The organism is Candidatus Leptofilum sp. (assembly GCF_965223525.1).
Taxonomy (GTDB): Bacteria; Chloroflexota; Anaerolineae; order Promineifilales; family Promineifilaceae; genus Leptofilum.
Genome location: NZ_OZ245005.1, coordinates 1361267 through 1374225 on the forward strand (window position 1 = coordinate 1361267; position 12959 = coordinate 1374225).

At 51.9% G+C, this 12959-nt stretch carries 14 protein-coding genes; 8 read left to right on the top strand and 6 right to left on the bottom strand.

Annotated features, from left to right (window positions below):
• Positions 1-2 precede the first annotated feature (2 nt).
• Together ACOQPM_RS23010 and ACOQPM_RS23015 are read left to right on the top strand one after the other, a co-directional pair.
• The gene (locus tag ACOQPM_RS23010) at positions 3-437 is read left to right on the top strand and encodes a hypothetical protein (RefSeq protein ID WP_420630733.1); all 435 of its coding nucleotides are present in this window, start codon (positions 3-5) and stop codon (positions 435-437) included.
• Complete coding sequence (locus tag ACOQPM_RS23015) at positions 421-1401, top strand: alpha/beta hydrolase (protein ID WP_420630734.1); 981 nt, start codon at positions 421-423, stop codon at positions 1399-1401. The genes ACOQPM_RS23010 and ACOQPM_RS23015 overlap by 17 nt, the downstream gene beginning before the upstream one ends.
• Positions 1402-1526: 125 nt before the next feature.
• On the opposite strand, the gene ACOQPM_RS23020 is transcribed toward ACOQPM_RS23015, so the two are convergent.
• From ACOQPM_RS23020 to upp, 3 genes are all read right to left on the bottom strand, one after another.
• The gene (locus ACOQPM_RS23020; RefSeq protein WP_420630735.1) at positions 1527-1703 is read right to left on the bottom strand and encodes a hypothetical protein; all 177 of its coding nucleotides are present in this window, start codon (positions 1701-1703) and stop codon (positions 1527-1529) included.
• A gap of 139 nt (positions 1704-1842) precedes the next feature.
• Positions 1843-2991 carry a glycosyltransferase family 4 protein gene (locus ACOQPM_RS23025; protein WP_420630736.1) on the bottom strand — a complete coding sequence of 383 codons (1149 nt, stop codon included), beginning with the start codon at positions 2989-2991 and terminating at the stop codon, positions 1843-1845.
• A 40-nt stretch (positions 2992-3031) separates the two neighbouring features.
• Entirely contained in the window at positions 3032-3652 is a 621-nt protein-coding gene (gene upp / locus ACOQPM_RS23030; protein ID WP_420630737.1) for a uracil phosphoribosyltransferase, read from the bottom strand.
• A gap of 158 nt (positions 3653-3810) precedes the next feature.
• Between upp and ruvB the strand changes: the two genes are divergently transcribed.
• From ruvB to ACOQPM_RS23055, 5 genes are all read left to right on the top strand, one after another.
• Complete coding sequence (ruvB, locus tag ACOQPM_RS23035; RefSeq protein ID WP_420630738.1) at positions 3811-4896, top strand: Holliday junction branch migration DNA helicase RuvB; 1086 nt, start codon at positions 3811-3813, stop codon at positions 4894-4896.
• 2 nt (positions 4897-4898) lie between these two features.
• Positions 4899-5126, top strand: coding sequence for a DUF2905 domain-containing protein (locus tag ACOQPM_RS23040; RefSeq protein WP_420630739.1), 228 nt, complete (start codon positions 4899-4901; stop codon positions 5124-5126).
• 363 nt (positions 5127-5489) lie between these two features.
• A complete protein-coding gene (locus tag ACOQPM_RS23045; protein WP_420630740.1) occupies positions 5490-6899 on the top strand; it encodes a hemolysin family protein in 1410 nt (469 codons plus the stop codon).
• Complete coding sequence (locus ACOQPM_RS23050; RefSeq protein ID WP_420630741.1) at positions 6892-8349, top strand: hemolysin family protein; 1458 nt, start codon at positions 6892-6894, stop codon at positions 8347-8349. Before ACOQPM_RS23045 ends, ACOQPM_RS23050 begins: the two co-directional genes overlap by 8 nt.
• A gap of 77 nt (positions 8350-8426) precedes the next feature.
• A complete protein-coding gene (locus ACOQPM_RS23055; protein ID WP_420630742.1) occupies positions 8427-8813 on the top strand; it encodes a hypothetical protein in 387 nt (128 codons plus the stop codon).
• An 80-nt stretch (positions 8814-8893) separates the two neighbouring features.
• Here ACOQPM_RS23055 and ACOQPM_RS23060 read toward each other — a convergent pair whose 3' ends face one another.
• The gene (locus ACOQPM_RS23060) at positions 8894-10399 is read right to left on the bottom strand and encodes a carboxypeptidase M32 (protein ID WP_420630743.1); all 1506 of its coding nucleotides are present in this window, start codon (positions 10397-10399) and stop codon (positions 8894-8896) included.
• 75 nt (positions 10400-10474) lie between these two features.
• Here ACOQPM_RS23060 and ACOQPM_RS23065 point away from each other — a divergent pair, with 75 nt between their 5' ends.
• Positions 10475-11905, top strand: coding sequence for a cryptochrome/photolyase family protein (locus ACOQPM_RS23065; RefSeq protein ID WP_420630744.1), 1431 nt, complete (start codon positions 10475-10477; stop codon positions 11903-11905).
• An 81-nt stretch (positions 11906-11986) separates the two neighbouring features.
• Here ACOQPM_RS23065 and ACOQPM_RS23070 read toward each other — a convergent pair whose 3' ends face one another.
• Both ACOQPM_RS23070 and ACOQPM_RS23075 read right to left on the bottom strand, forming a co-directional pair.
• Positions 11987-12457 (bottom strand): RING finger protein, encoded by a 471-nt coding sequence (locus tag ACOQPM_RS23070; RefSeq protein ID WP_420630745.1) that lies wholly within the window; start codon positions 12455-12457, stop codon positions 11987-11989.
• A 38-nt stretch (positions 12458-12495) separates the two neighbouring features.
• Positions 12496-12918: an RING finger protein gene (locus ACOQPM_RS23075; RefSeq protein ID WP_420630746.1), complete on the bottom strand. Its 423-nt coding sequence runs from the start codon at positions 12916-12918 to the stop codon at positions 12496-12498.
• Positions 12919-12959: the final 41 nt, after the last annotated feature.

The following is a 12959-nucleotide window of genomic DNA, read 5'->3' on the forward strand; positions in this document are numbered from 1 at the left end:
TTATGAGTCGAATAGTTCACGTAGACAGCCCCACAAAAATTCGTAACCGCCACATGCGTAGCATTGCCGAGATGCTGCGCCAGCTCATGCAAAAGCCGCAAATGGATGCCGAAGCAAAGGATATGGCCGCCATGATCACCCTGCTGCTCTGGCAAATTGCCGACGGCGTAGAGAAATCGGCCCAAGCCTGGGAGAAGCGAGATTACTGGATGAAGGCGGAGCGATTTATGCGTGACTGGAAATGGACGGCCGAAATTGCCGCCAATCTAGAAGATGTAATTCGCAATGATGCCTGGGACTTGGTGCCAGAGCTGATGGCCGACTTGTACCCAAATTTCAGTAGCATCCAAATTAAAACGATGACGCGCAAAGCGTCTTTGTGGCAGGGAGCCTACAAAAAATTGCTCGACTTTCCGCCACGTGAATATCCTTGGTAACGGCCGTATGCTCCCTTCCAGGCTCACTATCGGTCTTTTTTTGCTGATTGTGTGCCTGACTGCGTGTGCTTCGGCCGTACCCCCAGCGAATCCCGCGCCGACGGTGCCCTACACCCCAAAACCGTCGCCTACCAGCACTGCTACCCCCACAGCTTTGCCTACACTGCCGCCACCTACGGCCGTGCCATCACCATCCACACCGACGCCAACCCCATGTGCCGTCCCCGGCCGCATGGAAATTGGCAGCTACCCCAGCGTTACGGCTGGGCAGATGAACTACCGCATTTATTTGCCACCTTGCTACGGGCTAGACGGCCGTACCTATCCCACCCTCTACTTGCTTGGCGGCAACAACCACACGGATGCTATCTGGGACGACTTGGGCGTGGATGAGGTGGCCGAAACGGGCATTTTGGCGAAACAGTGGCCGCCCTTGCTCATTGTGTTGCCAGATGGCGGCTGGATTGCCAATAACAGTTCCGGAGGCCCAGGCTCTTATGAAAGCGTGATTATGAATGATTTAATTCCATACATCGAGCAAACTTACTGTGCCTGGGGCGATCCGTCTGGGCGAGCGATTGGTGGTTTGTCTCGTGGTGGCTACTGGGCGTTGGAGATTGCCTTTCGCTTTCCAGACCTGTTTGCCAGCGCAGGGGGACACAGTGCAGCCCTGCTAGACCAGTACGCCTGGCCAGCCGTCAATCCGCAATACACGGGTCTCAGCCAAAATTTGGGCGATTTGCGTATCTATTTTGACATTGGCGCAGACGATTACGTAATCAACAACATTCGGCAGCTCCATTTGGATATGGAAACGGCCGTTCCTCCAATTCCACACACCTGGGTTCTCAACGAAGGCCGCCATGAGGAAGCCTATTGGCAAACACACATCCCAGATTATCTAGCTTGGTACAGCGAGCCGTGGCCCTTAGATAGAACGAAATACCCAACGTGTTTCCAATAAGTAGCCGCAGTTTCTTACTGTGTTCTGGAGGCGCGGAAAGAATCCGCGGCTACAAATGATTTGTGCTGGGATCAAAAAAAGCCTAGCAATTTGCCAGGCTTTTAATTTCTGTTTGGAGATGTTGCTTATTTGGCCGCTTCTAGCTTTTGGCTAATCAGCAGTTCTAGCGAATTGGTTTGGCTACTGGCTTTTGTGCGGCGAAGCACCACCCGTAGCTTTTCAATTTGACGCGATAGTGTTTGGTTTGTTGGGTTCATTTGTGCGAACTGGGAGTTGAATTTTGATGCGCGATTTTTTTTCATTCTTACTTCCTTTACTTTACTTACCTTCAATTACTTCCGCTTCCAGTACTTTAGTACTTTGGAACTATACAGAGTGTACCTGACAAATTCTGTTACAGTGTAATTCCCTCGCCGGACTGTCTGTAAAGTTGTTTATAGTTTACTCTTCTGCATTCAGTGCTGGCAACGGCCGTTTTGTCCGGTTTGTGAGCCAGGCCAGCAGAATGAGTACGGCCGTTGCCAGCAGCAACCATAGACCAATTTTAAGCAAACGACTTGGTACAAAAATAGCCACCAAGCCAAAGGCAACGGCCGTTGCATAATACCCCAGCACAATGCTCCGTACCGGCAAGCCACCATCCAAAAGGCGAAAATGTAAGTGCCGTCGGTCTCCCTGAAACGGATGCCTCCCCCGACGTAGACGGGCCACAATCAGCCAGGCCACGTCTAAAATGGGGACAGCCATTACCAACAGCGCAGTAGACAGCTTGGCAGGCGCTAAAATGGAGAGCGTGGACAAATTGTAGCCGAGCAGCCAGGCACCTGTAGTGCCTAAAAAAATGGAGGCGGGGGCAAAGTTGAAGATTAAGAAGCCAACCAGCGCGCCAGCTAGAGCCAGAGGAAAGAGCGTGACGGGGCTTAGCCCAGTAAGTTGGTAGCTATGTAAAGCAAACAGGAGCGCGGCAATCGTGCCTACGCCTCCGGCCAATCCGTCCAGCCCATCCAGAAAGTTTACGGCGTTAATCATCCCCACGACCCAAAATAGCGAGACGATGGTGACGAGAAACGGCCGTATCACTACAATATTCGGGTCAACATCATCCATCCGAAAAAAGAGTGACACCAGACTGCCCTGCCAAAAATCAGCGGTGGGCAGCGGATTGGTAAACCGCTCGATGAAGATGATGTGGCTCATGGCGATGACGGCGGCCACAATTTGGAAAGCAAATTGCCAGCGGGGAGGTAAATCCAGGCGATCGTCCAGGAACGCGCCCCCAAAAATAACCAGACTGCCCAGCACCACGCCACGCAGCCTCAGCGCATCGTTGGAGCCAGCCTCGGGGGGAACCAGCAAATAAATTAGAACAATCCCCACCAGAAAACCCAGCATGATGGGCACACCGCCTAGCTTGGCGATCATGCCGCTGTGCTGGCGGCGTCCCCCCGGCGTGGCCACAATCCCCCAACTATGGGCTAATTTGCGGATGGGTGGGGTGGTGAGAACGGCCGTTACCAACCCCACTCCGAAAATTAATAAGAAGATCATTTGGTCATGATTTTCGGTAATCGGTAAATCTTTTTCAGCCACCGATTACTGATAACTGACAACCGATCACGGATTACTGATATTACCCTGTGCCAAACTGGCGATCGCCCGCGTCACCCAAACCGGGGACGATGAAGCCAATGTCGTTAAGATGAGAATCAATCTGGGCAATGTGGATGGGTACGTCTGGATGTGCTTCTTGCAGGGCGGCAATGCCTTCTGGCGTGGCCAGCAAGCCCACAAACTTGATTCGCTGTGCTCCCCACTTTTTCAAAATATCTACTGTGGCAATAGCAGAGCCACCGGTAGCCAACATCGGGTCTAGCACCAGGCACACCTGCACGGTGGGGAAGGTGGGCAGCTTGTTGTAGTAAGAAACTGGCTGGAGCGTTTCTTCATCCCGGTAAAGGCCAATGTGCCACACCTCGGCACCGGGCATCATCTCCCAGATGCCATCCACCATGCCCAGCCCAGCCCGCAAAATGGGAATGAGGCCGATCTTTTCGCTTAAATCTTGCCCTGCGGCCGTACCCATCGGTGTCTCTACTTCAATATCGCTGGTTTTCAGATCGGCCGTGGCTTCGTAGCAGAGCAGCATGGCCACTTCCCGAATCAGTTCGCGGAACTTTTTTGGCTTGGTGGCAAGGTGACGCATCAGCGTTAGTTTGTGCTTGACCAGCGGATGTTTTGACTCAAAAACCATTCCTCTTCTCCTTCATAAAAGTGGCTAGTGGCTGGTTGCTAGATGCTCGTAGCGCATGCAAACCACAAGCCACCAACCACGAACCCCCAACAACATTTCATTTCATCCTCAGTTATCGTATAATCCCACGCATACAGTTTGTTGGCAACCGACGATTTATGAACGATAACGCATCAAGCAAAAGAACAATTTCCCCAGGCAAGAAGCGTGAAGACGGCCGTCTCGCTGGCCTCATGCGCCCCCAACAGTTAGATGATTTCACGGGACAAGAGCGGCTCAAAGCCAATCTGACGATTCTGATTGAAGCGGCAAAAGCGCGGCAAGAATCGCTAGATCACGTTCTGTTTCACGGCCCACCTGGGCTGGGCAAAACGACGCTAGCACACGTCGTGGCTAACGAAATGAATGTCAATATTCGCATCACGGCTGGGCCAGCCATCGAGCGAACTGGTGATTTGGCTGCCATTCTCACCAATATGCGTGCCGGTGACATTTTGTTTATTGATGAAGTTCACCGATTGGGTCGCGCTGTGGAAGAGATTTTGTACCCGGCGATGGAAGATTTTGTGCTAGATATTGTGGTGGGCAAGGGGCCAGGTGCCAAAAATGTGCGGCTGAAGCTGCCCAAATTTACTGTCATCGGGGCCACAACGCGGCTGGCGTTGCTAACTGCGCCGCTGCGGGCCAGATTTGGCGCGCTTTACCGCATGGATTTTTACGAGCAGGCAGCAATCGAGACGATTGTGACGCGGGGCGCAGGTATTTTGCGGGTGCCCATCGAGGCAGCAGGCGCAACGGAGATTGCCCTCCGATCACGAGGGACGCCTCGTGTGGCGCTACGGCTACTGCGTCGCGTGCGCGATTATGCCGAGGTGCGGGCTACGGGGGAAATTACGGAGGAAACGGCCGTTGCCGCCCTCGATCTGCTAGAAATTGACAATCTTGGCCTGGACGATCTGGATCGCCGCGTGCTGCGTGCCATCATCGAAAAGTTTGGTGGCGGACCGGTGGGTTTGGACACCATCGGTGCTTCCATCAGTGAAGAGTCAGATACGATTATGGATGTGGTGGAGCCGTATTTGCTGCAGTTGGGCTTTTTAGAGCGCACGGCGCGCGGGCGCATAGCCACCCCGCACGCCTATGCCCATCTGGACGTGCCGCTACCGCAGCACCACGTTCCTGCCAAGCCCAACCAGCCTAGCCTGTTTGCCCCGTCCAGTGAACCAGATGAGGATGATGAATAGGTATGGTGGAATTCGGCCGTTTGCTCTTGATTATTGGTGGCACCATTGCCTTGGCTGGCATTTTGGTGCTCATCGCTGCTAAAACTTTCCCGTGGCTGGGCAACCTGCCTGGCGACTTTGAAATCGAGGGCGAGAATTACCGCATCTACTTTCCCCTAGCCACCATGATTCTGGTGAGCATTTTGGGTACTGTGCTGCTCAATATCGTCATACGTATCTTTAATCGCTAAACTATTGCTTGTTTGACCATTCACCCCCCCTGTTTTATAATTTTTGGCAGCATATTTCCGAGACAATTTTGATGCAATCAACAATTCGTGTAGATAATTCCACAAGTCAAAATATTTGGCTGCCAAGCTGGATATTCGTAAAGAATCAATCCAACTCATTTCAGTTTGCCTGGTTGCTGTGTCGGATATGTATGAGGGGGCCCCGTTGACCGACTCGATGTCTGAGCCGCCTGACCCTCCTCACCCAGTTTCCCCTGTGTGTTTGAGCAATTCATTATTGGTAGCCCACTTCTTGAAGTGGGCAGCCCGCCCTGAGAGGTGGGCATTTGTCATGTCTGGTGTTAGTGCCAGCAAAAATAGCTGATGTTCTTAACGATTCTTTCAATAGTGGCCGTTGTGGCCATCATGATTTTCTTCAATGCACTTTACGTAGCGGCCGAATTTGCCACGGTATCCTCTAGGCGGACGCGCGTTAGCCAAATGGCCGGGCAGGGCAACCGCATGGCCCAACTGCTGCTGCCCATTATGCAAGACAGCAAAAAGCTGGATACGTATGTGGCAACCTGCCAGATTGGTATCACCATTTCTTCATTGGTGGTGGGGGCTTACGGCCAAAGCGTGATTGCCCAACTGCTCATCGAGCCATTTACCCGTTTGCTCACGGCGTTGGAGCCAAGCTTAGCGACCATTGGCATAGAATCTACGGCGGGGTGGGCAGAACCGGCGGCGACTTCAATTTCTGTAACGCTTGTTTTGATTTTGATTACCATTTTGCAGGTGATTATGGGGGAGCTATTCCCCAAATCGGTTGCCATCCAGTACCCGGAAACAGTGGCGATGGCGGTAACGATTCCCATGCGGATTACCCAGTTTGTGATTACCTACACGGGGTTGATAGCCTTGTTTAATGGGAGTGGAAATATATTATTGCGCTTGATGGGACGGCCGATGAAAGAGAAAAGCGGCCACGCACATTCCCCAGAAGAAATTGAGCTGCTGGTTACAGAGAGCCACGAACAGGATTTGCTCAGTGATGAAGAGCGAATTCTGCTGCGGAACACCTTTCGCTTGCGAGACCTAACCGCCAAACAGGTGATGCTGCACCGTACCAAACTTATTGCTGCCCCCACGAGCAGCAGTGTGACAGAGTTAATGAAAATTGCGTTGGATGCTGGGTTCTCCCGCATTCCGCTTTACAAAGAATCAATAGATGACATTATCGGCTTTGTGCATGTGAAGGATTTGTTCCGCTTGCATAATCAGCAAAGCGAAGAACTGAGTTCTATTTTGCGCGAGGTTGTTTTTGTGCCAGAAACGATGCCCGTTTCTGATTTGTGGAAGCGGTTGAACAGCCGCAGAAAATATTTGGCCATTGTGTTTGATGAATATGGCGGCACGGTGGGGTTGATTACCTTCGAGGATCTCATCGAAGAGATTTTTGGGGAGTTGCAAGACGAATTTGACAATGAAACGGCTTTGATAGCGAAAGATAAGGACGGCCGTATCTACCTGCGCGGTGATTTGCTGGTAACCGACGTCAACGAATATCTGGAGTTGCACCTGCCAGAAGAAAATGCAGATACGTTGGGCGGGCTTGTATTTAGTGGGCTTCGTCGTCCACCTCAGGTGGGAGATACCGTCGCCTTCGACAAAGTGACCATTCGCGTTGAGGGCATGGACGACACCAGCGTCTCAGAAGTGTCGTTGAAGCTGCCTGTCTCACAAAGCACCGAGGAACCTTTCATTGAGTGGGAGGTGGCCGACCATGACTAAATATTTGCTGTTGGCAATTTCTCTACCAGGCGTTGGCGTTATCGCTTCTGCGGCAGCGGCGGAAGCAACAGGCTCGGCCATTGGCACCTTATTGGTAGCGCTGGTTGTCATTATTTTGCTGGTGCTGCTCAACGGCCTGTTTGTAATGGCCGAATTTGCCATTATTGGTGTGCGCCCCACCCAGCTAGAGCAGATGGTGGATGAAGGCGAAAGCAAAGCACAAAGCGTGCTGGATACCGTTGAATCTCGTCAAAAGCAAGACCAATACATTGCCACTGCCCAGTTAGGTATTACCATTGCTTCGCTTGGTTTAGCTATGTATGGGGAGCCACAAATTGCCCATTTTATTGAGCCATATTTAGAAAATTTATGGTTTGAACCTTCGCATGAGCTGGTTGGAACGATTGGCTACCTAATTGCGCTGGGCTTGCTCACGTATTTGCATGTCGTGATTGGTGAGATGGTGCCAAAATCTTTGGCTTTGTCTGATGCCCCACGTATGGCACTTTTGCTCAATACGCCAATGGCAATTGCCCGCTGGATTTTGAATTATCCCGTGACAATTTTAAACCGCGTAGGTATTGCCATGCTCAGGTTGTTCCGCATTCCGCCTGCGGAGGGACATGATCGGGTGCTATCGCCGGAGGAATTGGAGCTAATTGTGACTGAAAGTACGGAGGGTGGGCTGCTGAATGAAGAAGAGCAGGAGATGATTCTGAACATCTTCGATTTCAGCGATAGGACTGTCTCTCAGGTGATGACGCCGCGCACAAAGGTGGAGGCGATTCCGCTGGATGTGTCGCGCCAGGAGATTTTGAGCATTGTAACTGAGAGTCGCCACAGCCGCTTTCCGGTTTATGAAGGGGACCGAGACCACATTGTGGGCATTTTGCACCTGAAAGATTTGGTGAAGCAAACTCTGCGCCCGGAGAGTCGTTTCGATTTGCGCTTGGTGTTGCGTACCGCACCGGCCGTGCCAGAGGATTTGCCAGTGCCTACGCTTTTGGCTGCGTTCAAGCGGCAAAAGCTGCATATGGCCATTGTGCTGGATGAGTTTGGTGGCATGGATGGCATTGTTACGCTGGAAGATTTGGTTGAAGAGGTTGTAGGCGAAGTGCGGGACGAGTTTGATCAGGAGAAGGAGCCTTATCTTGAGCTTGGCCCTGGCGTTATTGAGGCCGAGGGTGAATATCTGGTGGATGATTTTGATGATGGCTTTTGGGGCGAAGAAGAGGATTTGCCGGATGTGGAAACGGTGGGTGGATTGGTCATTTCTAAATTGGGACGGCCGCCTGCCGTGGGGGATGAAGTTGTTTACAATGAAAGAATACAAATTCGTGTGTTAGCAGTGGAGGGGCGAGCAGTGTCACGGGTGTTGGTGGAGTTTCCTGACCCGAACAAGCGGGTTGAAGCGGAAGAGGATACGGTCGTTCCCCCCGAAAATGATTGAGATAAAGAAAACAACGATTCAGGCAACTGTCATGCCTGCCTTCGCAGGCATGACATGCGAGAAATAAGGAGTAATTAGTGGAGATTGTTCGTACCATTCATGGCGAAGTTCGCTGGCTTGTTGCCCTCATTGCCATTGTTGTGATTGTTAAATTTGCTTTGGGCTTAATACAAAAGGCTGAATACAAAGAGCTTGACCGCCGACTCATGTCTGTTTTGGTGATCCTGATTGACATCAACTTGCTCATGGGGCTAATTTTGCTCTTTAATCGCGGTTTTGATCGCGTAGCGGTGGAGCATGCTACCACGATGATCATTGCGCTCGTATTAGCACATAGCAATGCCGCCTGGCGCAAATCGGAGGATAGTGCCAAGAAGTTCCGCAATAACCTGATTGTAGTTGTTCTGGTGTTGGCGCTGGTGTTTGTGGGCGTCATGCGGATTCGGGGAACCTTTTTCGTCTAAAAATCGGTGCCGGACACGGGGCAAACGGTTTTACCTGCCCTAATATTTCTGGCCCCGTGCCCTGGCATCGAATACTCACTCTAAAGTTCGTAAATCTGGCTAAATTTTTGGGTTACGTAGCGCATGAACGATTCATGCGTGAGCGGACTGCCCGTTGCTTTTTGTACCAGTTCAGCGGGGGTGAATTTACGGCCGTACTGATGAATATTCTCCCCTAGCCAAGCAACCAAAGCTGTGGTCTTGCCCTGTGCCATTTCTTCGGCGATGGTGGGGTTTTGGGAAACGGCCGTTTCATAAAACTGCGCCGCATATAGATTGCCCAAAGCATAGGTAGGAAAGTAACCAAACATAGGTCTTGACCAATGCACGTCTTGCAAGCAGCCTTCTGAATCCGTTTTGGGAACCACACCAAGCAGTTCTTGCATCTTGTCGTTCCAAGCCGTTGGTAAATCTGCTATCGCTAAATCGCCGTTGAGCATGGCCTGCTCCAGCTCAAAGCGCAAAATGATGTGGAAATTGTAGGTCAACTCATCCGCTTCTACGCGAATGAAGGACGGCTGTACTTTGTTAATCGCTTTGTAAAAAGCGACAACATCATGGTTGCCTAGCTGTTCTGGAAAGAGGGACTGCAATTTGGGGTAATGCGCCTGCCAAAAGCTCAGGCTGCGCCCCACAATGTTTTCAATCATGCGGGATTGGGATTCGTGGATGCCGCTGGACGTGCCCCGCGCTAGCGGTGTGCGTGCCAGGTCTGGGTGCGTGCCCTGCTCGTAGATGGCGTGTCCCGATTCATGTAGGGTGCCAAACAGAGATGGATTGAGAAAATCTGGGTACCAGCGCGTCGTGATCCGAGCATCATTGCGGCTGAAGCTGGTGGCAAATGGATGCACCACCGTCCCTAAATGTCCTCGGCTGAAGTCATACCCCACCGCGTCGGCAATGTAGCGAGCAAACTTTTTCTGCTTATCAATGGGAAATGGTTGGTGGACGATGCTGTCCTCTAGGGTTGCGCCTCGTTCATCAATGGCTCGGCGCAGCGGAATCAATTCTTCTTTTACGGCGTTGAAGATGGCTCGAACTTCGGCCGTTTTCATGCCGTGCTCAAATTGATCTAACAGCGGATCATATTTTTCATCCTCGTAGCCATACAGTTCGGCCATTTCTTGCACTAGCTTAACAACTTCTGCAAGATGCGGCTGGAAATGAGCAAAATCATTGTTTTCACGCGCTTCCACCCAGGCTGGGTGTGCCTTGCCGCTTACTTCACTCACGCGGCGCACAAATTCTGCTGGCAGCAGCCGCGCTTCTTTATAATTGCGTTGCAGCAGGCGAATTAGGCCGGCTTCGTTGCTGTCGTAGGGGGCATCTTGGAGATCAGCCGCTGCTTTCTCAATTAGCTCACCCATCTCATCACTTGTAAACATGGCGTGGTTCAGACGGCGCAGCGTGGTTAATTGCTGGATGCGGGCTTCGGTGCCAGCCTTTGGCATGTTGGTTTCTTTGTCCCAGCCTAGCACTGCCATTGCCTTGCCAATATCATGAATTTCATACACTTTTTGTAATAAAGTCTGGTAATTTTCGCTCATTGAGTCTATCCTTTCTAGGCAAAATGTGAACAAAATAGCGTGACCTAGTATCTCTTAAAGTGAGTATCATTCAAAATGAAAACGGCCGTTTGGTGGATTCGACGTGATTTGCGCCTGCGTGACAACCAGGCACTGGCAGCGGCAATTAACGCTGCAGCTCAGGTGCTACCACTGTTTATCATTGACCCCTTTTTTGAGAATTCTGCCTATGTAGGCGAGAAACGATACGCTTTTTTGTGGGCAGGCTTGCGGCAACTGGATGCCGATTTGCACCTGCGCGGTAGCCAATTGATTGTGCGCTACGGCCGTCCCCAACAAATCCTCTCAAAAATCATGGCAGAAAGTAGTGCAGAAGCGATCTTTGCTGAAGAAGATTTCACTGGTTACGCTCGCCGCCGTGATGCCCAAATTGGTGAATCGTTGCCGCTCACGCTAACGCCGGGCATTGTGGTGCACCCTCCTGGTACGGTTCTCAAGCAAAATGACGATCCGTACATCGTGTTTACCCCGTTTAAGAAGAAGGCGTGGTTGGCACGGCCGTTGCCCCAAGCATCTGATATTTTGCCTGCACCAGACAGAATCAATTCGCCCAAAGCCATCCAATCAGACGACTTGCCAACCAAACCAGAGTTGCCAGCAGAAATGCCATTCGAACCTGGGGAAACGGAGGCGCAACGTCGTCTACAAACGTTTGCCCAGGCCACTATTGATCGGTATGCTGCGGAACGCAACATCGTTTCGGTGGATGGGACGTCGCAGCTATCACCCTACTTGCGTTTTGGGATGCTGTCGGCGCGGCAGGCAGTGGTAACGGCCGTTTCCTGTTTACAAAACGCGCCAACCAAAGAAGCCCGCAAAGGAGCCGACACCTGGCTCAGTGAGCTTATTTGGCGCGAATTTTACGTGCACATTTTGCATCACTTTCCGCATGTGCTCCAGCGCAGCTTCCGTGCAGAATATGACCACATCGTTTGGCGCAATGAAGAGGATGAATTTGTGGCGTGGTGTAACGGCCGTACCGGCTACCCACTTGTAGATGCGGCTATGCGCCAGCTTACCAGCAGCGGCTGGATGCACAACCGCGCTCGCATGGTCGTTGCCTCATTTCTAGTGAAGGATTTGCTGATTGATTGGCGTTGGGGAGAGAAATTCTTCATGCAGCATCTGGTAGACGGCGATCCTGCGGCAAACAATGGCGGCTGGCAGTGGACTGCCGGCACTGGCACGGACGCTGCGCCTTACTTCCGCATCTTCAACCCAACCTCCCAGGCCATAAAGTTTGATCCCAGCGGCGAATATATCCGCCGCTGGCTGCCCGAACTGGCAGACGTGCCTAACGACTACATCCACGAACCGTGGAAAATGCCCCCGCTCGTACAAAAAGGTGCCAACTGCCAAATTGGGAGCGATTATCCTCAACCTATCGTAGACCACCACGAAGCACGAGACTGGACGCTGGCCGCCTACAAACACGCCCGCGAAGCTGACCTCTGGCAAGATGCTTAGGTTTTTTTGCCACAGAGAACAGAGAGAATAAAGAGATATTTTGTCTTCGTGATTCTCCATGCCTTCTCTGTGTTCCGTTTTTCAGATCAGCCAAAGTACAATTTGAGGTAAGATGGCTCCGGCTTCGGGGACGCGATAATGCCAGCCCAGCACCTCTAGCATGATATAATCCGCAATCGCCCACAGCCCAAAGCAGCCAATCGAAAAGAAGATGATGGCAATGGCAATGCCAACAAGCAGGCAGCCCTGCCCGCAGCCAAAACGGCGGGCGGTGCGTTGGAGACGGTTTGGTTCAGTGGGTAGTGGCTGGTCGTCGGTTGCTTCTGGGGATGGCTCCGGTTCTGTAGGCTCTGGTGCCTCAATTTCGCCATGCCCACTACAGCCGTAGGCGGCACATTTGCTGCCGTTGGCTCGCCAGCAGTGCGTATGGTGGCGGCTGCTATCTTCTGGGCAAATCACCACCTCATCGCCGGGGGCAAACGGATTTTTGCAAAGCGAGCACTCTTCGCCCAAAAAGGGAGATTGCTTGGTGATGGTAACGGGGGAGAGCATGGGGGATTGGAAATTGGAGATTTAACCTCCAATCTTTTTTAGCCGATTTTAATTTGATCCAGGAGCCACCTGAACAACCGTTGTAGCAAGCTAGGACGGCGTAACTGTTCTACTTCGCGCCGCTGTTGGTCTTTTAGGCGCTTGGTTTGGCTGGAACGGCCGTTTGCCGATGGCCGTGGCAAATCTGTATATTTAATGCTCAGTACGGGGTTGGTCGGCACGCCGTGAACCCTGAACTTGTCATGCCCACAGCCCAACACGGCACATTTGCCGCCGCCCAGTTCCCAACACGTTTTGTGGTACAAGGTACCGCATTTGCCACACAGCACCGGCTGTAAATCCCGGTCATCCACAAACTTCTCTACCGGATTGGCACAAATGGGGCAATGCAGGCTGAGCTGGTTGGCTGCCTCAATGTCGTTATTCGTGATGGTGAGGGGGGGCAATTCTTGTTCGTCCATTTTGTGCATTATAGCAGTAATCGGTGAACGGTAAACCGTTA